The organism is Streptomyces sp. NPDC014889 (assembly GCF_043081205.1).
In the GTDB taxonomy this organism is placed as follows: domain Bacteria; phylum Actinomycetota; class Actinomycetes; order Streptomycetales; family Streptomycetaceae; genus Streptomyces.
Genome location: NZ_JBIBWH010000001.1, coordinates 286105 through 307630, shown reverse-complemented (window position 1 = coordinate 307630; position 21526 = coordinate 286105). Strand labels below are relative to the sequence as shown.

Below are 21526 nucleotides of genomic sequence, written 5' to 3'. Positions count from 1 at the left end.
TTCCCGATCGTACGGCGGCACCGGGACGGCCGTCAGACCCTGGTCACCGACGAGATCGGCATCATGTTCACCGGGTCGTAGCGCACAGGAGCGCCCGGGTGGGGCGCGTGGATCACCCGGCCGTTGCCCGCGTACATCGCGACATGGCCGGCGTCGGAGCGGTAGACGACCAGGTCGCCGGGCCGGGCCTCGGACAGCGGGATCCGCCGGCCCGCGTTGCGCTGCTCCTGCGAGGTGCGCGGCAGATGCACTCCGGCCTGCGCGTACGACCACTGCATCAGGCCCGAACAGTCGAAACCCGTGGGCCCGTTGGCGCCCCAGACGTAGGGGCGGCCGAGGGCGGAGCGGGCGGCGGCGAAGGCGGCGGCCGCGCGCCCGGAGGCGGCCGGGCCGGCGTCGAGGCCGGGCAAGAGGTCCTCCCGGCCGGAGCGGGAGGCCCGCTCGTAGTCCTCGCGCTCCGACGGGGGCAGGGCGCCGAGGAGTTGCCGGGCCCGGGCGAGCTTCTGCTCGATCGTCCGCTTGTGGGTCGCGGCCGCCTTGCGGTTCTTGTCCAGTTCGGCGAGGGCGCCGGTGGCCTCGGTGCGGTCCTGGGAGAGTGCGCGCAGCACCCGCCGCAGGTTCTTCAGTTCGCCGGTCTGGTGGTCGGTGATCCTCTCGAGCGTGGCGGCCTTGTCGAGGTAGTCGGCCGGGTCGCGGGAGAGCAGCAGGGCGATCGACGGGTCGAAGCCGGAGCGGTACTGCGCCCCGGCCAGCGAACCCAGCGACTCCCTGAGGTCGTTGACGCGCTGCTGCCGCCGGGCGATGCGGTCCTGCAGTTCGTGCACCCGGGTGCGCAGCAGGTCGGCGCGCTCGCCGGCCTGGTCGAAGGCCTCGGTCGCCTTCTCGGCCTCCTGGTAGAGGCGGTCGACCTCGGACCGGGCGTCGCCGTGCGGAGCGGCGACGGCCGAGGTGGCCGGTACGGCGCCGAGGGCGGCGGCGGCGACGGACAGAACGCAGAACGCGGCGCCCGCGCCCCGGTCGAACCCGGACGGTGCTGGGCGGCGATGAGACCCCACGGGAAGCCGTACTCCCTCCACTGGCGGACACTGACCGCTTCCCGTGACCGGGGCGCCGAGCGCCCGGCCGGCGGGAAACGCGCCAGACAGTAGCCGCGCGGACACACGGCGGCCAAAGCCGCCGAGGGGGCACCGAACGCGGCCGCCCCGCCTCAGACGCAGGTCATGGGCGGGGCGCGGGGTCACCGTGAGGTGCCGGGATTCGCCCGTTCGGGCGAGTGGGAGACGTGCTCTCCGGAATCGGCGTCAGATGCGGACGCCGAACTGGAAGGGCATGTTGCCGATCGACTCGTAGCGCACGACGGTGCCGGTGCGCGGGGCGTGCAGCACCTGGCCGTTGCCCGCGTAGAGGCCGACGTGGTGCAGGTCGCCGTAGAAGATGACCAGGTCGCCGACCTGGAGCTGGCTCTGCGAGTAGATCCGGGTGCCCGCGTTGGCCTGCGCCTGGGAGGTGCGCGGGATGCTGACGCCGGCCTGGGCGTACGCCCACGAGGTCAGACCCGAGCAGTCGTAGGAGGACGGGCCGGTGGCGCCGTAGACGTAGGGCGAGCCGATCTTGGACTGGGCGGCGGAGAACGCGGCGCCGGCCCGGCCGGAGGCGGGGGCGGCGTTGCCCATCTGCACACGCTCGGTGGAGGCCCGGCTGGCCCGCTGCTGCTCGGCGGCGAGCGCGGCCTTCTCCTTGGCGGTGAGGCTGTTCAGGAGCCGCTGCGCCTCGGCGAGCTTGCCCTGGACTTCCTTCTTCTTGTTGCCCAGCTCGGTGCGGGTGGCGGCGAGATCCTTGAGCTTCGCGGAGGCCTCGGACCGCTCCTGGGCGAGCTCCCGCTGCTTGTCCTGGATCTTCTTCAGCGCCTCGACCTGCTGGCCGCTCAACTGGTCGAGCGTGGAGGCCTTGTCGAGGTAGTCGTCCGGGTCGGAGGACAGGAAGAGCTGGAGCGAGGGGTCTATGCCGCCGGTGCGGTACTGGCCCGCTGCCAGCGAACCGAGGCCGTCGCGCAGCTTGTTGAGATCCTGCTGGCCGCGGGCGACGTTGTCCTGGATGGTGGAGATCTCCTTCTGGAGCTTCTCCTGCTTCTCCTTGGCCCCGTTGTACTTCTCGGTGGCCTGCTCCGCTTGCTGGTAGAGCTCGTCGACCTTGGACTTGACCTCGTCCTTGCTCGGCTTAGCGCTCGGGGCTGCGTTGGCGGCCTGGGCACTGATCGCTACGGCCGCTGCCGCTGCGGTGGTGAGCACAGTCACACGCGCACGGCTGGGTTGCTTGGGTCGACGGTGGGACGCCACGAAAGCGAGCTCCTTCTTCTGAGTGATCACCCGCTCGGAGGTTCGAGCCTGACCCTAGTGACCTCATCGTGATGAATTCAAATCCTGGGGCGGAAAATCCCGCCACTCGCTGCATTCTTTGCCCATAACTCACCAGCAGTGAGGACCACTTGACCCTGTGTCGCGTGACGCTTCCGACCAATTCGGGAATGCGGCCCGTATGTTGCGCTAAAGGCTTTTCGCGACCCTAAGTCCGTTTTCAGCCGCGGGAGAGCCGCTTCAGGAGCACCACCGAGGCCACCGGCCGCGCCCCCGCCTTCGCGACCCCGTCGGCGACCTCGCGGTCGGTCGAGGCGACGATCACCGGCCGGCCGGGCGGCTCGGCCCGCACCAGCTGACGGATCAGCTCGTCCGCCGTGACCCCCGGCTTGGAGAACAGCACCCGCACCCCGCGCGGCGGCGCGAGCAGCACCGGCGCGACCAGCTCGGCCCCGTCGAAGACACAGGTGACCTCGGCGCCGGTCTGCGCGGCGAGCTGCGAGAGCTGCCCCAGCAGCCTGAGCCGCTGCTTCTCCAGCGGCATCTGCGGATAACCGGTCTTGGTGACGTTGTAGCCGTCGACGACCAGATGCGCCTGCGGCAGCGCGAGCAACTGGTCGAGAATCGCCGGGTCGTGCTCGGACAGCGCGCGGGCGGCGATGTCCTTGGGGGTCATCCGGCCCGGCTCCACCGCGTCCACGGTCTCCGCCGGCCGCACCGACACCGGCGGCAGCGCCAGCTCCCGGCGCAGCCCCTGGGCCGCGTCGAGGACGGTGTCCAGCAACAGCCGTACCCGCATGTCCTCCACGCTGCGCCCCTCGCGGGCCGCCCGGCGGGCGGTCTCCAGCGCCGCCTCCGCCTCCCCCAGACGCGCCTTGAGCCGTCTGGCCTCGCTCTCGGCGGCCGACACCTGCGCCTGCCCCTCGGCCCGCGCGGCCTCCAGCTCGCCCCGTGCCTTGCGCAGCGCGGCCTCACCGCGCTTGACGTCGCTGTGCGCGGCCCGCAGCCTGCGGTGCAGCGACTCGGACTCCTTCCGGGCGGCGTCCAGCTCGGCCCGCAGCCGCTCGGTGTCGGCCCGGTTCTGCTCGCGGGCCGCCGCCAGCTCGGCGCGCAGCCGCTCCAGTTCGGCCCGGCTCTCCTCGTCGGCGCGCTCGGCGTCGGCCCGCTGGGCCTCCTCGCCCGCGGCGGCGACCAGCTTCACCCAGCCCGGCGGGCGCAGCACGTACGCCGCGGCCGCCACGTCGAGCGGGTCCGCGGCCGGGGGTGGCGAGCCGGAGTCGAGGGCGGCCGACAGCTCCGGCTGGGCCTCCTTGAACTTCTCGCCGACGCGCTGGCGGAACAGCGGATCGGTCTCCAGGGCGGCCGCCATGGCGTTGCCCGCGAACTTCGCCCGGCGGCTGGGAGTGAACCGGGCGTACTGCCGCAGCTGCGCGGGCAGCTCCCCGAACGTCAGTGCCCCGAACGAGTCGGAGACGATCTGGACGACCCGGCGGCGCACTCCGTCGGGCAGGGGACGGTCGAGCACCTCGGCGGCGCCGTCGCCCGGCCCCCCGCCTTGTGTCTCCGCCATCCGTCACCCCAATGCCTCAATGCCTCTGTTCCCCGCGGCCCCCTGCGGGGGTCGCCCGTACGGGCCCGTTCCGCTCAGGAACCGGCGCCCGGCCTGTCCACGAGTTCCACCTGGTCCACGGCGTTGCACCAACGGCAACGCACTGACTCGATCGTCTCACTGACCACCTCGCGCTCCTCCACCTGCGGCTCTCCCGCCAGGTCGAGGTGCACGTACTCGACGACCTTCGACGAGCGGGTCACGTCGAAACGGGTGAGGTTGCCGCACAGGGTGCAGCGCCACCGCGTCGTGGCGGTCGGCAGAGGAACCGTCATCGTGACTGTTCGCTTCCTTCTGTGTCCGTGACGCGCCAGATTCCCTGGGCGTGTGGCACGTAACCCTACGGCCTGGCGGGGACTCGGCGCCGGTCCGTCCATGGCGGCGAGGCGGTCTGTGCGGTTGCGTCCCGGTACGCCATGCTCTGTGCACATGATCGGCAACAGGTACACGGTGGCCGCCCGGACGATCAGGGCGGCCAGGGCGGTACGGAGCATGCAGGCGCCGGTGACGTGCGCCCTGATCGTCCTGTGCTGTCTGATCTTCGTGACCGGCCCGGCCTCGGGTCTCAATCCCTCCTACGGCACCGGGGACGCGCTGCTGCTCGCCCAGCGGGCCTACTTCCGGCGGTGGGGCGTGGTCCCCGCCGACCTGTTCACGGGCTCACCGCGGGCCGCCCTCACCCCCGCGACGGCCCTGTTCGTGCACGGAAGCTGGGTGCACCTGCTCGGCAACATGCTGTTCCTGCACGTCTTCGGGGCGATGACCGAGGAGCGCATGGGCCGCGTCCGGTTCACGCTGTTCTACGTCGGCTGCGGCTATCTGGCCCTGGTGGGCTACGCGGCCGCCAACGCCAACTCCGTGCAGAGCCTGGTGGGGGCCTCCGGCGCGATCTCGGCGGTCCTCGGCGCGTTTCTCCTGCTGTTCCCCCGTGCCCGGGTGACCAGCCTCTTCCCGTTCCTGTTCTTCATGCCGCTGCGCTTTCCCGCGTGGGTGGTCCTGCCCTTCTGGGCGGCCCTGCAGTGGCTGGCCGCGGGGCGCGCCGCCGAGGGACCGCAGGTCGCCTACCTGGCCCACGTGGTGGGCTTCGCCCTGGGCTTCGCCTGCACGTGGGCCTGGTCCGGCCGGAAGACTAGAGTGAAGCCCGCCCCTGCTCCGGCCCCCGAGGGAGAGAACCAGCCGTGATCACCGCGATCGTCCTCATCAAGACCAGCGTGGACCGGATCCCCGAGATCGCCGAGCAGATCGCCTCACTGGACTCGGTCAGCGAGGTGTTCTCCGTCACCGGCACGTACGACCTGATCGCCATGGTCCGGGTGCGGCAGCACGAGGACCTCGCGGAGGTCATCCCGGGGCGGATCAGCAAGATCCCGGGCGTCGAGGGGACGGACACGCACGTGGCCTTCCGCACGTACTCGCAGCACGACCTGGAGGCGGCCTTCGCCATCGGTCTGGACTCCTGACCTGCACCGACGCCCGAGCGCCCCGGGCTCCTCACCGCCCGGGGCTCCTGAACGGGCGGATCACACCGCCGGGACGCAGCGGCCGTCCTCCGTGCGGTACGTCCACTTCGCCCCGTCGCGGACCAGCCCCCGCACCGCCGCCACGAAGCGGTCCACGTGCTCGTCGGGCGTGCCCGCGCCGAAGCTCACCCGGATGGCGTTGAGGGACTTCTCGCCCGGGGCGGCCTCGGGCGCCCCGCACTCGCCCTGGCTCTGCGGGTCGCCGCCCAGCAGGGTGCGGACCAGGGGGTGGGCGCAGAAGAGGCCGTCGCGGACGCCGATGCCGTACTCGGCGGAGAGGGCGGCGGCGAAGTGGGAGCTGTTCCAGCCCGCCACGACGAAGGACAGTACGCCGACCCGCGGGGCGTCGTCGCCGAACAGGGACAGCACCCTGACCTCGGGCACCTCGGCGAGCCCCGCCCGCACCTTGCGGATCAGGTGCTGCTCGCGCGCGACGAGGTCGTCGAAGCCGGCCTCGGTCAGCGCGGTGCAGGCCGAGGCGACGGCGTAGGCGCCGATGACGTTCGGGGAGCCGGCCTCGTGGCGGGCGGCCGACTCGTGCCAGCGCACGTCCACGGACCCGTCGGCGCGCCGCGCCACCGTGCGGCTCGCGCCGCCGCCCGCGAGGTAGGGCTCGGCCTCGCGCAGCCAGTCGGCGCGGCCGGCCAGGACGCCGGAGCCGAAGGGGGCGTACAGCTTGTGGCCGGAGAAGGCGACCCAGTCGACGTTGAGGTCGCGCACCGACACCGGGTGGTGCGGGGCGAGTTGGGCGGCGTCCAGGACGATCCGGGCGCCGTGCGCGTGGGCGGCGGCGGCCAGTTCCCGTACCGGCCACAGCTCGCCGGTGACGTTGGAGGCGCCGGTGACGCACACCAGGGCAGGGCCGTGGGGGGCGCGCTCGGCGAGGGCCCGCTCCAGGGTCGCCACGGCGCGCTCCGGGGTGCGCGGCGCGTCGAGGTACGTCACCCGCGCGTCCCGCCACGGCAGCAGCGAGGCGTGGTGCTCGGTCTCGAAGACGAAGACCTGACAGTCACCGGGCAGCGCGCGGGCGAGCAGGTTGAGGGAGTCCGTGGTGGACCGGGTGAACACCACCTGGTCCTCCGCACGGCAGTCCAGGAACCGGGCGACCGTCTCGCGGGCGTTCTCGAACAGGTCGGTGGAGAGCTGGGAGAGGTAGCCGGCGCCGCGGTGGACGCTGCCGTAGTACGGCGCGTACGCGGCGACGTCGTCCCAGACCCGCTGGAGGGCGGGCGCGCTGGCCGCGTAGTCGAGCGCCGCGTAGGTGACCTCCCCGCCGGTGACGAGCGGAACGGTGACGTCCCGGCCCAGCACGGGCAGCGGCTCCGGGATGTCACGGCAGGCGGACTGGTCGGCGGCAACGGTGGAAACGGACATGGGTGAACTCCCGTGAAAGCAGGCGGCATCGCCACGCGAGCGGGCACGGCTCGAGCGTGGAGAGGGGTGAAAAGGGGGATGCGGAGGCGGGGCTCTACGCCCTAGCGCATTCGCTTGCTCACGGAAGGCTCCCTCGAACGACCAGGACCCCTGGTGACGCGAGGGGTCCGCGCTTGCCGTAGACCTCGCTGCCTACGGCCTGGTCTTCACCCGGGGCACCCCGCCACGGACGGAGGGTTGCCGGACAGCCGGCCGGGGCCACATGGCTGTCACTCATGACCTGGTTCAGCATCCTGCCACACGGTCTTCCGCGCGCAAGGCGCAGTCCGGATCGTGGACTGCGCCCTGCGGGGAAGGACGAGGGTCTCAGGCGTTGCTGACGGCCACCCAGCGCTCCAGCACGCGCTTGGCGGACCCTGAGTCGATGGACTCCGCCGCACGGTCCATACCGGCCCGGATCTGCTCGGCGAGGCTGCCCGGGCCCGGCCGCAGGGCCACCAGCGCCGCCGCGGAGTTCAGCAGGACGGCGTCCCGTACGGGCCCCTTCTCGCCGTCCAGCAGGCGCCGGGCCACCTCCGCGTTGTACGAGGCGTCCGCGCCTCGCAGCGCCTCCACTGGCACCAGCTCGATGCCGACGTCCCGCGGGTCGAAGGTCTCCTCGGTGACCTTGCCGTCCCGGACGGCCCACACCCGTGAAGTGGACGTGGTGGTCAGCTCGTCGAGGCCGTCGTCGCCCCGGAAGACCAGGGAGGAATTGCCGCGCTCGGCGAAGACGCCCGCCACGATGGGCGCCTCGTGCGCGACGGCCACACCGACCGCCTGCGCCTTCACCTTCGCCGGGTTGGTCAGCGGACCGAGGAGGTTGAACACGGTCCGGATCCCCAACTGCCCGCGCGCGGCGCCCACATGGCGCAGCGCCGGATGGAACTTCACCGCAAAGCAGAAAGTGATCCCGGCCTCCTCGGCGACCTGCACCACCCGCTGCGGGGTCAGGTCGAGGTTGACGCCCAGCTTCTCCAGCACGTCGGACGCCCCGGAGGCGGACGACGCGGCCCGGTTGCCGTGCTTGACGACCTTCGCGCCCGTGCCGGCGACGACGATCGACGACATGGTGGAGATGTTCACCGTCTTCGCGCCGTCGCCGCCCGTACCGACGATGTCTACGGTGGCGCCCGGCACCTCGATCACATTCGCGTGCTCGTACATCGTGCGCACGAGCCCGGTGATCTCCTCGACGGTCGCGCCCTTGGCCCGCAGCGCCACCGCGAACCCGGCGATCTGCGCGTCCGTCGCCTCACCGCCCATGATCCGGTCCATGGCCCAGGCGGTGTCGTCCGCGCTCTGGTCGCGGCCCTCCAGCAGACCGTTCAGCACCCGGGGCCAGGAACGGCCCGCCGCGGTGTCGCCTCCAGCGGGGGTCACAGCGTTCATATGCCGCTCCTGGGTCGGTGTCCCGTATGCGGGACGCGTGTCTCGAACAGGTCCACCCTATCCAGCCCCGGACACCGCGAAGGGCCCCGTCCGGAGATCGGACGGGGCCCTTCGACCGTGGCGTGGCGACGCGCAGCGGTCAGTGATCAGTGGTGGCCGTGGCCGCTCGTGATCTCCCTGTATTCCTCGACAGTCGGCTTCGGGATCTGGTTGTCCTCGCCGTAGTACGCGTTGCTGAGCTTGGCGCGGAGCTTCTGCGAGCCCTTGATCTTGCGCTCGACACCGTTCTCGTCGACCGTCGGGCCGATCTCGGCCGGCTCGTACTGGTCGTGCGCCGTGAGCGTGAAGAGCTGCTCCTGGCTGAGCGGCTCGTGGATCTCGATGAACTCACCGTGCGGCAGGCGCTTGATGATGCCGGTCTCGCGGCCGTGCAGCACCTTCTCCTTGTCGCGGCGCTGGAGGCCGAGGCAGATCCGCTTGGTGGCGACGAACGCGATGACCGGTCCGACGAAGAAGCCGATCCGGACGAACCAGGTGACCGCGTTGATCGACAGGTGGAAGTGCGTGGCCCACAGGTCGTTGCCGCCGCCGACCAGCGTGATCATGTACATCGTGATCCAGGCGACACCGAACGCGGTACGCGTGGGGGCGTTGCGCGGGCGGTCCAGGATGTGGTGCTCGCGCTTGTCGCCGGTGATCCAGGACTCGATGAACGGGTAGACCGCCAGCGCCGCCAGGACCAGGCCGAAGAGGACCAGCGGGATGAACACGCCCAGGACGAGCGTGTGGCCCCAGAAGTTGACCTCCCAGCCCGGCATGAAGCGGACCAGACCCTCGGCGAAGCCCATGTACCAGTCGGGCTGGGCGCCGGTGGACACCTGGTCCGGACGGTACGGGCCGATCACCCAGATCGCGTTGATCTCCACGATCGCCGCGATGATCGCGAGGACGCCGAAGACCAGGAAGAAGAAGCCGCCGGCCTTGGCCATGTACACCGGCAGCAGCGGCATGCCGACGACGTTCTTGTTGCTCTTGCCGGGACCCGCGAACTGCGTGTGCTTGTGGTAGAAGACCAGGATCAGGTGGGCGACCACCAGGCCCAGCATGATGCCGGGCAGCAGCAGGATGTGGATCGAGTAGAACCGCGCCACGAAGTCGTGGCCGGGGAACTCGCCGCCGAAGAGGAAGTACGAGATGTACGTGCCGACGATCGGCATGGACAGGATCGCACCCTCGGTGAAGCGGACACCGGTGCCGGAGAGCAGGTCGTCCGGGAGCGAGTAACCGGTGAAACCGGTGAACATGCCCAGGGCGAACAGCAGGAAGCCGAACAGCCAGTTGATCTCCCGCGGCTTGCGGAACGCGCCGGTGAAGAACACGCGCATCATGTGCACGAACATGCCGGCCAGGAAGATCAACGCGGCCCAGTGGTGGATCTGCCGGATGAGCAGACCACCGCGCACCTCGAAGGAGATGTGCATGGTCGAGTTGAACGCCTCGGACACCAGCTGACCCTGCAGCGGGACGTACGAGCCGTTGTACACCACCTCGTTCATCGAGGGGTGGAAGAACAGCGTCAGGTACACACCCGTGAGGATGATGATGATGAAGCTGTACAGGCAGACTTCACCCAACATGAACGACCAGTGGTCGGGGAAGATCTTGCGCATGTTGGCCTTGGCCAGGGAGTAGATCCCGAGCCGGCCGTCAGCCCAGTCGGCGAGCCTCTCGCCGGCCGGTGCCTGCCCGCGAGAGCGGCCCGCCCCGTCAGCGGCAGACGGATTCGTGTTGGCTGCTGATGTACTCATCCGCGCTCCCAGAATGCAGGACCGACGGGCTCCTCGAAGTCGCCGAGCGCCTGGAGGTAACCCTCGCTGTCCACGCCGATGCGCAGCTGCGGCAGAGCGTGGCCGGCGGGGCCGAAGATCACTCGGGCACCGTCGGAGAGGTCGAAGGTGGACTGGTGGCACGGGCACAGGGCGTGGTGCGTCTGCTGCTCGTACAGGGAGATCGGGCAACCCACGTGGGTGCAGATCTTCGAGAAGGCGACGATGCCCTCGTGGCCCCAGTCGAGTTCGCGCTTGTCCTTGATGTCGGCCGGCTCGAGCCGGATGATCATCAGGGCGGCCTTGGCGATCTCGTTGGCGAAGTCCTCGTCCGTGTCCTTCAGACCGTCCGGCATCGCGAAGGTGAGCGAGCCGACCGAGACGTCCTCGGGACGCAGCGGAAGGTTGGTGTTCATGTTGACGAGGCGCTTGCCCTTGGCCCACAGCGTGTGGCGCAGGCTCGTCCCGGGCAGCGGGCCCAGGTCGCGCAGCAGCATGACACCGGACAGCGGCACCAGCGTGAGCGCGCCGAGCATCGTGTTGCGGATCAGCTTGCGACGGCCGATCACCGACTCCTTGGCGCCCTGCTTGAAGTCCGCGTGGACCTTCGCACGGACCTCGGGGGATGCCTCGATCGGGTGACGCTCGTCGGCGACCTCGACGTCGGACATCAGGGTGCGGGCCCAGTGGACCGCGCCCGCGCCGATCGCGAACAGCGCCACACCCAGCGTCAGGCCGAGCGCGAAGTTCAGCGCGTTGATGTGCCCGAGCGGGAAGACGAAGATCGACTGGTCGTGCGGGATCGTCACGTACGAGGCGATGAAGCCGAGAGTGGCCAGCATCGACACCGTGAACAGCAGGGCGACGGTGCGCTCGGACCGCTTGGCGGCCCGCTCGTCGATGTCCTGGATCCGGGGCTCGTGGGGCGGCAGTCCCGGGTCGGCGAACGGAGCCCGCTCGTCCGCCACGGAGACCGCGCCGCGCCCGTGCTCGGGGGCTGCCTGCGCTGCGGGCAGGTTCTCTTCAGGAATGTCTTGGCTACTCATGACTTCTTGGCCTTTGCGGTCCGAGCGGCGACCCAGACGGCGACCGCGACAAGGGCACCCAGTCCGAAGATCCAGGCGAACAGACCCTCGGTGACCGGTCCGAGGCCACCCAGGTCCATACCACCCGGGGTCGTGGTCTCGTCACCGTTGACCGCGTCGAGGTACGCGATGATGTCCTTCTTGTTCTTCTCCGTCAGCAGCGTGTCGGGGAAGGAAGGCATGTTCTGCGGGCCGGTCTGCATGGCCTCGTAGATGTGCTTGTTGCTCACACCCGTGAGGTTCGGGGCGAACTTGCCGTGCGTCAGCGCACCGCCCTTGCCGGTGAAGTTGTGGCACTGGGCGCAGTTGGTGCGGAACAGCTCACCGCCCTTGGCGGCGTCCGCGCCCTCGGGGCTGTACTGGTTCGCCGTCGGCACGTTGGGACCGGCGCCCAGGGACGCGATGTACGCGGCGAGCTGGTCGATCTCGGCCTGGTTGTAGATGACCTTCTTGCGCGGGATCTGCGCGCCCGGCTGCTGGGCCGGCATACGGCCGGTGCCCACCTGGAAGTCGACCGCCGCCGCGCCCACGCCCACGAGGCTGGGACCGTCGGTGGTGCCCTGCCCACCGGTGCCGTGGCAGCTGGCGCAGCCGACCAGATAGAGCTTCCTGCCCTCCTCGATGGTGAGGGACTGGGCGGTGTCCTCGGCCTTCGCCTTGCTCGCGGGTGCGAACGCGGTGTACAGCCCCCCAGTGGCCGCCAGCGCGAAGAGTAGGACGACGACCGCCGCCAGCGGATGGCGTCGTCGTGCGGAGAGCTTTTTCACGGATTACCCCGGTGTCAGGATCTTCTGCGTCGATGCTTTGCGGACTTGGATCGGTTCGTTCGGCTACTTGATCAGGTAGATCGTGGCGAAGAGTCCGATCCAGACGACATCGACGAAGTGCCAGTAGTAGGACACGACGATGGCCGCGGTCGCCTGCTCGTGGGTGAACCTCCGGGCCGCGTAGGTGCGGCCGAGGACCAGCAGGAAGGCGATGAGACCGCCCGTCACGTGCAGCCCGTGGAAGCCGGTGGTCAGGTAGAACACCGAGCCGTACGGGTCGGAGGAGAGCGAGATGCCGTCCTTCTTCACCAGCTCCGTGTACTCGAAGATCTGACCGCCGATGAAGATCGCACCCATGATGAAGGTGACGATGAACCAGCCCCGGAGCTTCTTCACGTCACCGCGCTCGGCGGCGAAGACGCCGAGCTGGCAGGTGAGCGAGGAGAGCACCAGGATCGTGGTGTTCACCGACGAGAAGGGGACGTTGAGAGCGCCCGCCATCTCCTTCCAGTGCGCCGGACCCGTCACCGATCGCAGGGTGAAGTACATCGCGAAGAGGGCCGCGAAGAACATCAGCTCGGAACTCAGCCAGATGATGGTTCCGACGCTGGTGAGGTTCGGTCGATTGACCGACGGGTGCGCGTGCCCGGTTTCTACTGTCGTTGCTGTCGCCACGCCGACATTATGTCGGTCGCTTATCCCGCCCTCACCCCGGGGGGTGCCGTTCGGAGTGTCCCGGGGGTGTGCCCTGCCCGTACGGCCCGTCGAAGGGCTGTTCCAACCGCTGTCTACCAGGAGTTGAAGGGGGTAGCATCCGCGCCATCGGTACCCGGAAGTTCCCGACAGTTCCCGACGGGGTTTTCCCCGACCAACGACGCGGAGGAACAATGCAGGCGACCGCCACGGTGCTGGTCTACAGCGACGACGCCAACACCCGGGAGCAGGTGCGGCTGGCCTGCGGCCGGCGGCCGGCTCCGGACGCCCCCGTGGTGGAGTTCCTGGAGTGCGCCACGCCCGCCGCGGTCCTCAAGGAGCTGGACAGGGGCGGCATCGACGTCTGTGTCCTGGACGGCGAGGCCGTGCCCATGGGCGGCATGGGGATGTGCCGGCAGATCAAGGACGAGGTCTTCAACTGCCCTCCGGTGCTGCTGCTCATCGGGCGGCCGCAGGACGCGTGGCTGGCCACGTGGAGCCGGGCGGACGCTGCGGTCACTCTTCCGGTGGAGCCGGTGGAGTTCGCGGCCGCCCTGGCGTCCCTGCTGCGCAAGAAGGCGCTGAGCGGCGTCTGAGGCCCTGGGCGGGGCCAGGCTGACGACGGCCCGTGTCCTGTCCGGCCGCGGGCCGTCGTGCGCCACCCAGGGGGTGTCAGACACCCCCTGGCCTCGTCTCACACGCTCTGCGGGCTCAGCCGGGCCTTGTTCTGCGCCCCTGCGCCGTCCCCGTCGGAGGCGATGGCGCTGCCCTGGAGCCACTTCTGCCAGGGCATGTTCCAGTCGCCGAAGCCGTTGTCGAACAGCTCCATGTCGTCGCCGGCCGAGTTGACCACCTGGACCAGGTCGCCCTCGTGGACGGTCTTGAAGAACCAGGAGGCGTTGGGGGTGCTCATGCCGGTGCAGCCGTGGCTGACGTTGGCCTCGCCCTGCGAGCCGACGGACCACGGGGCGGCGTGGACGTACTCGCCGCTCCAGGTGACCCGGGTGGCGTAGTACACGGGCAGGTCGTACGAGTCCTTGGAGCCCGCGGCGATGCCGACGGTGGAGCTCTTCATCTGGACGTAGTACTGCTTGGCCAGGACGACCTTGATCCCGTTGCGCGTCTCGAAGCCGGGCTTGCCGGTGGTGACGGGGATCTCCTTGATCTTCTCGTCGTTCCGGTAGACCGTCATCAGGTGCTTGGCGGCGTCCGTGAGCGCCACGATCCGGTCACCGGTGGTGATCTTCAGCGGCTTGGCCGCGCCGCCCCGCAACCGGTCGCTGATCTTGATGTTCTCCAGGTTGCTGTGCGCCTCGACGGTGGCGTTGGCGGGCCAGTAGTCCTGCGGGCGGTAGTGGAGCTCCTTGTCGCTGACCCAGTACCAGGAACCCTGCACGGACGGTTTGGAGTCGACCCTGAGAGCGCGCTCCACGACGGCCCGCTGGGCCTTGTCCTTGATGGGCTGGTCGAGTTCGGCCGTGATGGGCTGCCCGACGCCGTAGGTGCCCGCCTCAGGGCCGAACGTGACGTTCAGGCGCTGCTGCCCCGGGGGCTTGTCCGTGTCGAACGTGAGGACCTTGCGGCCGGGCTTTCCGGCCTCGTCCTCGGTGCTCACGCGGACCGTGTAGTGGGCGCCCGCGGCGAGTGGTGAGGTGCTGTGCCAGCGGCTGCCGTCGGCGGCCAGTTCGCCGGAGACGTGGCGCCCCGTGGCGTCCATGGCCGTGACGTCCGTGATCCGCCCGTCCGCGCCCTGAGCGGTGACTTCCAGGGGCTTGTCCGGGTCTGCTTTCTTCCCGGCGTCCTTGGGGCCGCTGAAGGAGATCTGGTCCGCCGCGTCGTACGGGTAGGCGGCCAGCGGGTTGCCGTCCGACCCGCAGGCGGTGGCACTCGCGCCGAGGGCGGCGACCAGCAGGGCGGCTCCCGCTCCACGGGAAATCACAGTGGTGGTCATGGCCCTCACGCTAGGGAGCTTCGTCACCTCCGGCGCGGTGGATCACCCGTCCGAGGGAATCTGTAGGCCAAAAGAGGGAGTCCGGACTCTCCAGGTGGAGAGTCCGGACTCCCTGGTGTTCAGCGGTGTCCCGTGGGGGTCACTGGGTGCGGTTCTCGCCGCGGTAGTACTCGAAGACCCAGCCCCACAGCGAGATCAAGATGATCGGCGCGGCGAAGTAGACGAGCCACCAGCCGACCGCGATGCCGAGGAAGGCGAGCGCGCCACCGATGCCGAGGCCGAGCGGCTGCCAGCTGTGCGGGCTGAAGAAGCCCAGCTCGCCGGCGTCGTCCGCGACATCGGCCTCCTTGTTGTCCTGGGCGCCCACGTCGACCCGCCGGGCCGTGAAGCCCAGGTAGAAGCCGATCATGATGGACAGACCGAAGGCCATGAAGAGCGCCGTCGCGCCGACCGCTTCCTTCGACCACACGCCGTAGACGATGGCGGTGATGAGCAGGAAGACGCTCAGCCACATGAACATCTTGCCCTGGATCTTCACTTGCCGGCCTCCTTGCCGCCAGCGAGGGCCTTCTCACCATGGCCGGCGTTCTCGAGCTGGTCGAGTGCGGCGATCTCGGGGTGGTGCAGGTCGAACGCCGGGGATTCGCTGCGGATCCGCGGCAGGGTGAGGAAGTTGTGCCGCGGCGGCGGGCAGGAGGTGGCCCACTCCAGGGAGCGGCCGTAGCCCCACGGGTCGTCGACGCCGACCGGCTTGCCGTACTTGGCCGTCTTCCAGACGTTGTAGAAGAACGGCAGGACCGACAGGCCGAGCACGAACGAGAAGATCGTCGACACCGTGTTCAGCGCGGTGAAGCCGTCGGCCGCCAGGTAGTCGGCGTACCGGCGCGGCATGCCCTCGACGCCCAGCCAGTGCTGGATCAGGAAGGTGCCGTGGAAGCCGATGAACAGCAGCCAGAAGGTGATCTTGCCGAGCCGCTCGTCGAGCATCTTGCCGGTGAACTTCGGCCACCAGAAGTGGAATCCGGCGAACATCGCGAACACCACGGTGCCGAAGACGACGTAGTGGAAGTGCGCCACCACGAAGTACGAGTCCGAGATGTGGAAGTCCAGCGGCGGCGCGGCCAGGATCACACCGGTCAGACCACCGAAGACGAAGGTGATCAGGAAGCCGGTCGCCCACAGCATCGGTGTCTCGAAGGAGAGACTTCCCTTCCACATGGTGCCGACCCAGTTGAAGAACTTCACACCGGTCGGGACCGCGATCAGGAAGGTCATGAAGGAGAAGAACGGCAGCAGCACGCCACCCGTGACATACATGTGGTGCGCCCACACCGTCACCGACAGACCGGCGATGGCGATCGTCGCGCCGATCAGGCCCATGTAACCGAACATCGGCTTGCGGGCGAAGACCGGGATGATCTCACTGACGATGCCGAAGAACGGCAGCGCGATGATGTACACCTCTGGATGCCCGAAGAACCAGAACAGGTGCTGCCACAGCAACGCGCCGCCGTTGGCCGCGTCGAAGACGTGGGCACCGAACTTGCGGTCCACCTCGAGGGCGAACAGGGCCGCCGCCAGGACCGGGAAGGCCAGCAGGACCAGCACCGCGGTCAGCAGCACGTTCCAGGTGAAGATCGGCATGCGGAACATGGTCATGCCCGGCGCGCGCATGCAGATGATCGTGGTGATGAAGTTGACCGAGCCGAGGATGGTGCCGAAGCCGGAGAAGGCCAGACCCATGATCCACAGGTCACCGCCCAGGCCCGGCGAGTGCACCGCGTCCGACAGCGGGGCGTACGCGAACCAGCCGAAGTCGGCCGCGCCCTGCGGGGTGAGGAAACCGCCCACCGCGATCAGCGAGCCGAACAGGTAGAGCCAGTAGGCGAACATGTTCAGCCGCGGGAAGGCCACGTCCGGGGCGCCGATCTGCAGCGGCATGATCCAGTTCGTGAAGCCCGCGAACAGCGGCGTCGCGAACATCAGCAGCATGATCGTGCCGTGCATCGTGAACGCCTGGTTGAACTGCTCGTTCGACATGATCTGCAGGCCCGGGCGGGCCAGCTCGGCGCGCATGAGGAGCGCCATCACGCCGCCGATGCAGAAGAACGCGAACGACGTCGCCAGGTACAGCGTTCCGATCGTCTTGTGGTCGGTGGTCGTCAGCCACTTCACCGCGAGATTGCCCGGTTGCCTGCGCCGGACCGGCAGCTCGCTCTCGTAAGAGTCCTCAGCTGCCGCGGCACCCTGAGGTTCGTTGAGGATGCTCACAGCTTGTTCGTCTCCCGGTTCTTCTCGTGGCTCGTCTGCGCGATGCCTGCGGGAACGTAACCGGTCTGCCCCTTCTTGGCGAGGTCCTTGAGGTGCTGCTCATAGCGCTCGGGCGAGACGACCTTCACGTTGAACAGCATCCGGGAGTGGTCCTGGCCGCACAGCTCGGCGCACTTGCCCCGGAAGGTGCCCTCCATGGTGGGGGTCACCTGGAAGGAGTTGGTGTGGCCCGGGATGACGTCCTGCTTCATCAGGAACGGCAGCACCCAGAAGGAGTGGATGACGTCGCGCGAGGTGAGGATGAAGCGGACGGTCTTGCCCTTGGGCAGCCACATGGTGGGGCCGGGGTTGCCGTTCTGCGGGTTCCGGGTCCCCGGGATGCCGTAGTCGTAGACACCGCCGGCGTTCGCCGGGAAGTCCGCCTTGAACCGGTCCGGAATCGCGTTCAGGTTCTTGTCGGTCTTCGCGTCGCCGGTCGAACCGGCGACGGGCTCGATGTAGTTGAAGGCCCAGCTCCACTGGTAGCCGACGACGTTCACCGTCACGTCCGGCTTCTTGGAGAGGTCCAGGAGCTTGGACTCGTCACGGGCCGTGAAGTAGAAGAGCACCGAGACGATGACGAGGGGGACCACCGTGTACAGCGCCTCGATGGGCATGTTGTACCGGGTCTGCGGAGGAACCTCCACCTTGGTGCGGCTGCGCCGGTGGAAGAAAGCACTCCACAGGATCAGACCCCACACCAGGCAGCCGACGGCGAGCGCGGCCGCCCAGGACCCCTGCCACAGCGAGAGGATCCGGGGAGCCTCTTCCGTGGCCGGGGTGGGCATACCCAGCCGGGGAAAGTCCTTGTATGTGCAACCGGTTGCGGTCGCCAGGACCAGGCCCGCAGTCAGTGCCTGCAGCAGCTTCCGCCGCATCGGGCGCCGCGGCGAGCGGTCGGAGCCGTTGGGACTCACGTAGCGCCTTCCCGAGAGTCTCGCCCGCGCTGTTCGGCTGCGGCCTTCTCGCTGGTCGGTCGCGGCCCTGCGTCGGGCAGGGGTTTGGATGTTTATGCGGACCAAACCCTACTGGACGCCTTCCGGGGGGTCGCGGGGAGGGTGCCATACGCGCGGCGGGTCGCTCCGAAGGGGTGGGATACCCCTGCGTGGCCGGTTTGTGAGGGGGCTTCGGGGCGCCCGATGAGGAGCGTAATGCGCCTTTTGCCGTGACTGGGTGACCCCGGCAGCGCTTAGCGTTGGCGTGTGGCCTACTTCGACGCTGCTTCCAGTGCTCCCCTTCATCCCGTCGCCCGGCAGGCGCTGCTCGCCGCCCTCGACGAGGGGTGGGCCGATCCCGCTCGTCTCTATCGCGAGGGCCGCCGGGCCCGGTTGCTGCTGGACGCGGCCCGGGAGGCGGCCGCGGAGGCGGTGGGCTGCCGGGCCGACGAGCTGACGTTCACCTCGTCCGGGACGCGGGCCGTGCACAGCGGGATCGCGGGGGCGCTGGCGGGGCGCCGCCGCGTCGGACGCCACCTGATCGTGTCAGAGGTCGAACACTCTTCGGTGCTCCACGCCGCCGAGGCGCACGAGGCGGACGGCGGGTCGGTGACGCGGGTGCCGGTCGACCGGCAGGGCAGGGTGGCCGAGGGCTCGTACGAGGCGGCGCTGCGCGAGGACACCGCGCTGGCCTGTCTTCAGTCGGCCAACCACGAGGTGGGCACCGAGCAGCCGGTCGCCGAGGTGGCCTCGGTGTGCCGGGCCGCGGGCGTCCCGCTGCTGGTGGACGCGGCGCAGTCGCTGGGCTGGGGCCCGGTCGGCGGTGACTGGTCGCTGCTGACGGCGAGCGCCCACAAGTGGGGCGGGCCGCCCGGGACCGGGCTGCTCGTCGTGCGCAAGGGGGCGCGGTTCGCGCCGTGCGGGCCGGTGGACGAGCGGGAGTCGGGCCGGGCGGCCGGGTTCGAGAACATCCCGGCGATCGTCGCGGCCGCGGCCGCGCTGCGGGCGGTGCGGGCGGAGGCCGCCGAGGAGGCGGTACGGCTGCGGGAGTTGACGGAGCGGATCCGGGCACGGGTGCCGCGGCTGGTGCCGGATGTGGAGGTCGTGGGCGATCCGGTCCGCCGGCTGCCGGGTGTCGTCACCTTCTCCTGTCTCTATGTCGACGGGGAGACATTGCTGCACGAGCTGGACCGTGAGGGCTTCTCCGTCTCCTCCGGTTCGTCCTGCACGAGCAGCACGCTCACGCCGAGCCATGTCCTGAAGGCGATGGGCGTGCTGAGCGAGGGCAATGTGCGGGTGTCGCTGCCGTCCGGGACGCCGGAGGAGGAGGTCGAGCGGTTCCTGGCCGTCCTGCCGGGCGTGGTGGCGGGGGTGCGGGAGAAGCTCGGGGCGCCGGCTCCGGCGGCACCGGCCGCCGGGCGGGAGGACGCGCTGGTCGTGGACGCCCTCGGCAGGCGCTGCCCGATTCCGGTGATCGAGCTGGCCAAGGTCTTCGGGGACGTGCCGGTCGGTGGCACGGTGCGCGTCCTGTCCGACGACGAGGCGGCGCGGCTGGACATTCCGGCGTGGTGCGAGATGCGCGGGCAGGAGTACGTGGGCGAGGAGCCGGCGGACGAGGGCTCGGCCTACGTCGTCCGCCGGGTCTCCTAGGAGCGGCTCTCCCGGGTCCCGGCGCCGGGTGCCGGGTCCCGCGCCGCGTCAGGCGAGGTGGGCGCGGACCTCGCGGGCCGCGTCGTCGCCGTAGGCCTTGGTGAAGCGCTCCATGAAGTGGGCGCGGCGGAGCTGGTACTCCTGGGTGCCCACGGTCTCGATCACCAGGGTGGCCAGCATGCAGCCGACCTGGGCGGCGCGCTCCAGGGAGACGCCCCAGGCGAGGCCGGAGAGGAACCCGGCGCGGAAGGCGTCGCCGACGCCGGTCGGGTCGGCCTTGCGCTCCTCGTCCGGACAGCCGACCTCGACCGGGTCGGCGCCGGCGCGCTCGATGCGGACGCCGCGCGAGCCGAGGGTGGTGACCCGGTGGCCGACGCGGTCGAGGATCTCGGCGTCGTTCCAGCCGGTCTTGGACTCGATGAGGCCCTTCTCGTACTCGTTGGAGAACAGGTACGTCGCGCCGTCCAGCAGTATCCGGATCTCGTCGCCGTTCATCCGGGCGATCTGCTGGGAGAAGTCGGCGGCGAACGGGATGGCGCGCGAGCGGCACTCCTCGGTGTGCCGGAGCATCGCCTCCGGGTCGTCCGCGCCGATCAGGACCAGGTCGAGACCGCCGACGCGGTCGGCGACGGTCTTGAGCTCGATGAGGCGGGCCTCGCTCATCGCGCCCGTGTAGAAGGAGCCGATCTGGTTGTGGTCGGCGTCGGTGGTGCACACGAAGCGGGCGGTGTGCAGGGTCTCGGAGATGCGGACCGAGGAGGTGTCGACGCCGTGCCGGTCCAGCCAGGCCCGGTACTCGCCGAAGTCGGGTCCGGCGGCGCCCACCAGGACCGGCCGGGTGCCGAGCTGGCCCATGCCGAAGGCGATGTTGGCGCCGACCCCGCCGCGCCGGACGTCCAGCTGGTCGACCAGGAAGGAGAGCGAGACCGTGTGCAGCTGATCCGCGACGAGCTGGTCGGCGAAGCGGCCGGGGAAGGTCATGAGGTGGTCGGTGGCGATGGAGCCGGTGACTGCGATGCGCACGGCGTGGACGCTCCTGGAGTCAGGGGGGATTGACAGTTCACGCTACCCGCTCCGACGGCCCCTGCCCACGCCGCCGCTCGCCGCGCCGGGCCGCGTCCGCCGTATCCCCCACCCGACCGGGCCGCCGTTCCGCCACCCGTGCCCCGACCGGCGTACGGCAGGGAACCGCGCGCTCCCCCACCGCGTCCCATCGCCGTCCCCCACCCGGGGGATGCGGGATACGACCCACCGGCCCGCGGCGCCGTGTGGAACAGCACCTGTGCAGGCGAAGGAGCGATGCGGTGAACACCGAGCGACCCGACCACGACAACGAGTCCCCGGACACCGCCGAGGAATCCCGGAACCGGGGGAAGGGACCGGAGGCGGGTCCTTCGGGCCCGGAACCCCGGACCGCGTCCGGGCCCGAGGACCAGGCCGGGACCGGATCCTCCCGATCCGCTCCCCAGAACCGCCCCGAGCCCAACACGGAGACCCAGCCCGGAACCGAGCCCGAGTCCGGGACTCGATCCGGCCCCGAGGGCCAGTCGGTGTCCGAGGACCAGTCCGGAGCCTGGTCCAAGGACCGGACCGGGCCGGAGAACCGGGCCGAATCCGGCCGCGAGGCCGGGCAGGAGACCCACGCGGAGTCCCGGGCCCGGGCCGAGTCCGGAGGCGAAGCCGAGACCGGTCCCGACGCCCACTCCGAGCCCGAGGCTGACGCCGAGCCCACGGTCGGGGCCGAGCCCGAGGAGCAGGCCAGGGCCGGATCCGAAGACCGGACCGGGCCCGACGACCGGGCCGGGGCCGGGCGCAAGGCCGGGCCGGAGGCCGAGGCAAGGTCCCGGGCCCGGGCCGACTCCGGAGGCGAAGCCGAGACCGGTCCCGACGCCCACTCCGAGCCCGAGGCTGACGCCGAGCCCACAGTCGGGGCCGAGCCCGAGGAGCAGGCCAGGGCCGGATCCGAAGACCGGACCGGGCCCGACGACCGGGCCGGGGCCGGGCGCAAGGCCGGGCCGGAG

General features: G+C 70.2%; 19 protein-coding genes, 1 pseudogene and 1 riboswitch. Of the genes and pseudogenes, 5 read left to right on the top strand and 15 right to left on the bottom strand.

What is annotated here, in order from left to right:
- Positions 1 to 32 precede the first annotated feature (32 nt).
- The 4 genes from ACF09J_RS01395 to ACF09J_RS01380 all read right to left on the bottom strand — a co-directional run bounded on the left by ACF09J_RS01395 (position 33) and on the right by ACF09J_RS01380 (position 4238).
- Positions 33 to 1055, bottom strand: a complete 1023-nt coding sequence (locus ACF09J_RS01395; protein WP_392303314.1) for an NlpC/P60 family protein — start codon at positions 1053 to 1055, stop codon at positions 33 to 35.
- Between the two features lie 246 nt (positions 1056 to 1301).
- The gene (locus tag ACF09J_RS01390; protein ID WP_392303313.1) at positions 1302 to 2336 is read right to left on the bottom strand and encodes an NlpC/P60 family protein; all 1035 of its coding nucleotides are present in this window, start codon (positions 2334 to 2336) and stop codon (positions 1302 to 1304) included.
- Positions 2337 to 2574: 238 nt separating this feature from the next.
- On the bottom strand, positions 2575 to 3924 hold the full coding sequence (locus ACF09J_RS01385; RefSeq protein ID WP_392303312.1) for an NYN domain-containing protein: 1350 nt from the start codon (positions 3922 to 3924) through the stop codon (positions 2575 to 2577).
- Positions 3925 to 3998: 74 nt separating this feature from the next.
- Positions 3999 to 4238: a hypothetical protein gene (locus tag ACF09J_RS01380; RefSeq protein ID WP_100572306.1), complete on the bottom strand. Its 240-nt coding sequence runs from the start codon at positions 4236 to 4238 to the stop codon at positions 3999 to 4001.
- A gap of 154 nt (positions 4239 to 4392) precedes the next feature.
- Between ACF09J_RS01380 and ACF09J_RS01375 the strand changes: the two genes are divergently transcribed.
- Together ACF09J_RS01375 and ACF09J_RS01370 are read left to right on the top strand one after the other, a co-directional pair.
- Positions 4393 to 5145, top strand: coding sequence for a rhomboid family intramembrane serine protease (locus ACF09J_RS01375; RefSeq protein ID WP_392303311.1), 753 nt, complete (start codon positions 4393 to 4395; stop codon positions 5143 to 5145).
- Positions 5142 to 5423, top strand: a complete 282-nt coding sequence (locus ACF09J_RS01370) for an Lrp/AsnC family transcriptional regulator (RefSeq protein WP_100572304.1) — start codon at positions 5142 to 5144, stop codon at positions 5421 to 5423. The genes ACF09J_RS01375 and ACF09J_RS01370 overlap by 4 nt, the downstream gene beginning before the upstream one ends.
- A gap of 60 nt (positions 5424 to 5483) precedes the next feature.
- On the opposite strand, the gene ACF09J_RS01365 is transcribed toward ACF09J_RS01370, so the two are convergent.
- From ACF09J_RS01365 to ACF09J_RS01340, 6 genes are all read right to left on the bottom strand, one after another.
- A complete protein-coding gene (locus tag ACF09J_RS01365) occupies positions 5484 to 6857 on the bottom strand; it encodes an aminotransferase class V-fold PLP-dependent enzyme (protein ID WP_392303310.1) in 1374 nt (457 codons plus the stop codon).
- Between the two features lie 164 nt (positions 6858 to 7021).
- A riboswitch (SAM riboswitch) is annotated at positions 7022 to 7138 on the bottom strand.
- Positions 7139 to 7223: 85 nt separating this feature from the next.
- Complete coding sequence (gene trpD / locus ACF09J_RS01360; protein WP_392303309.1) at positions 7224 to 8288, bottom strand: anthranilate phosphoribosyltransferase; 1065 nt, start codon at positions 8286 to 8288, stop codon at positions 7224 to 7226.
- 146 nt (positions 8289 to 8434) lie between these two features.
- Complete coding sequence (locus ACF09J_RS01355; RefSeq protein ID WP_392303308.1) at positions 8435 to 10096, bottom strand: cytochrome bc complex cytochrome b subunit; 1662 nt, start codon at positions 10094 to 10096, stop codon at positions 8435 to 8437.
- Complete coding sequence (locus ACF09J_RS01350; protein WP_392303307.1) at positions 10093 to 11160, bottom strand: Rieske 2Fe-2S domain-containing protein; 1068 nt, start codon at positions 11158 to 11160, stop codon at positions 10093 to 10095. The genes ACF09J_RS01355 and ACF09J_RS01350 overlap by 4 nt, the downstream gene beginning before the upstream one ends.
- Complete coding sequence (locus ACF09J_RS01345; protein WP_392303306.1) at positions 11157 to 11966, bottom strand: c-type cytochrome; 810 nt, start codon at positions 11964 to 11966, stop codon at positions 11157 to 11159. The genes ACF09J_RS01350 and ACF09J_RS01345 overlap by 4 nt, the downstream gene beginning before the upstream one ends.
- A gap of 63 nt (positions 11967 to 12029) precedes the next feature.
- Entirely contained in the window at positions 12030 to 12641 is a 612-nt protein-coding gene (locus ACF09J_RS01340; protein ID WP_100572299.1) for a heme-copper oxidase subunit III, read from the bottom strand.
- Between the two features lie 212 nt (positions 12642 to 12853).
- On the opposite strand from ACF09J_RS01340, the gene ACF09J_RS01335 reads away from it, so the two are divergent.
- Positions 12854 to 13255: a hypothetical protein gene (locus ACF09J_RS01335; protein WP_362349205.1), complete on the top strand. Its 402-nt coding sequence runs from the start codon at positions 12854 to 12856 to the stop codon at positions 13253 to 13255.
- Between the two features lie 98 nt (positions 13256 to 13353).
- Here ACF09J_RS01335 and ACF09J_RS01330 read toward each other — a convergent pair whose 3' ends face one another.
- The 4 genes from ACF09J_RS01330 to coxB all read right to left on the bottom strand — a co-directional run bounded on the left by ACF09J_RS01330 (position 13354) and on the right by coxB (position 17837).
- A complete protein-coding gene (locus ACF09J_RS01330) occupies positions 13354 to 14610 on the bottom strand; it encodes an Ig-like domain-containing protein (RefSeq protein ID WP_392303305.1) in 1257 nt (418 codons plus the stop codon).
- 139 nt (positions 14611 to 14749) lie between these two features.
- Positions 14750 to 15148: a cytochrome c oxidase subunit 4 gene (locus ACF09J_RS01325; RefSeq protein ID WP_392303304.1), complete on the bottom strand. Its 399-nt coding sequence runs from the start codon at positions 15146 to 15148 to the stop codon at positions 14750 to 14752.
- Positions 15145 to 16881, bottom strand: a complete 1737-nt coding sequence (gene ctaD, locus ACF09J_RS01320) for a cytochrome c oxidase subunit I (protein WP_392303303.1) — start codon at positions 16879 to 16881, stop codon at positions 15145 to 15147. Before ctaD ends, ACF09J_RS01325 begins: the two co-directional genes overlap by 4 nt.
- Entirely contained in the window at positions 16878 to 17837 is a 960-nt protein-coding gene (gene coxB / locus ACF09J_RS01315) for a cytochrome c oxidase subunit II (RefSeq protein WP_392303302.1), read from the bottom strand. The genes ctaD and coxB overlap by 4 nt, the downstream gene beginning before the upstream one ends.
- Before the next feature lie 285 nt (positions 17838 to 18122).
- On the opposite strand from coxB, the gene ACF09J_RS01310 reads away from it, so the two are divergent.
- Positions 18123 to 19505: a cysteine desulfurase/sulfurtransferase TusA family protein gene (locus ACF09J_RS01310; RefSeq protein WP_392303301.1), complete on the top strand. Its 1383-nt coding sequence runs from the start codon at positions 18123 to 18125 to the stop codon at positions 19503 to 19505.
- 48 nt (positions 19506 to 19553) lie between these two features.
- Here the strand turns inward: ACF09J_RS01310 and ACF09J_RS01305 are convergent, their stop codons facing one another.
- Positions 19554 to 20528, bottom strand: a complete 975-nt coding sequence (locus ACF09J_RS01305; RefSeq protein ID WP_392303300.1) for a carbohydrate kinase family protein — start codon at positions 20526 to 20528, stop codon at positions 19554 to 19556.
- A 281-nt stretch (positions 20529 to 20809) separates the two neighbouring features.
- On the opposite strand from ACF09J_RS01305, the pseudogene ACF09J_RS01300 reads away from it, so the two are divergent.
- Positions 20810 to 21526, top strand: a pseudogene (locus tag ACF09J_RS01300) (hypothetical protein); the annotation flags it as partial.

Excerpts from the sequence above, each read along its gene's own strand:
- ACF09J_RS01355 (WP_392303308.1), bottom strand. The coding sequence starts at position 10,096 with ATGAGTACATCAGCAGCCAACACGAATCCGTCTGCCGCTGACGGGGCG.
- trpD (WP_392303309.1), bottom strand. The coding sequence starts at position 8,288 with ATGAACGCTGTGACCCCCGCTGGAGGCGACACCGCGGCGGGCCGTTCC.
- ACF09J_RS01375 (WP_392303311.1), top strand. The coding sequence starts at position 4,393 with ATGATCGGCAACAGGTACACGGTGGCCGCCCGGACGATCAGGGCGGCC.
- ACF09J_RS01365 (WP_392303310.1), bottom strand. The coding sequence starts at position 6,857 with ATGTCCGTTTCCACCGTTGCCGCCGACCAGTCCGCCTGCCGTGACATC.
- ACF09J_RS01385 (WP_392303312.1), bottom strand. The coding sequence starts at position 3,924 with ATGGCGGAGACACAAGGCGGGGGGCCGGGCGACGGCGCCGCCGAGGTG.
- ACF09J_RS01380 (WP_100572306.1), bottom strand. The coding sequence starts at position 4,238 with ATGACGGTTCCTCTGCCGACCGCCACGACGCGGTGGCGCTGCACCCTG.
- ACF09J_RS01335 (WP_362349205.1), top strand. The coding sequence starts at position 12,854 with ATGCAGGCGACCGCCACGGTGCTGGTCTACAGCGACGACGCCAACACC.
- ACF09J_RS01350 (WP_392303307.1), bottom strand. The coding sequence starts at position 11,160 with ATGAGTAGCCAAGACATTCCTGAAGAGAACCTGCCCGCAGCGCAGGCA.
- ACF09J_RS01330 (WP_392303305.1), bottom strand. The coding sequence starts at position 14,610 with ATGACCACCACTGTGATTTCCCGTGGAGCGGGAGCCGCCCTGCTGGTC.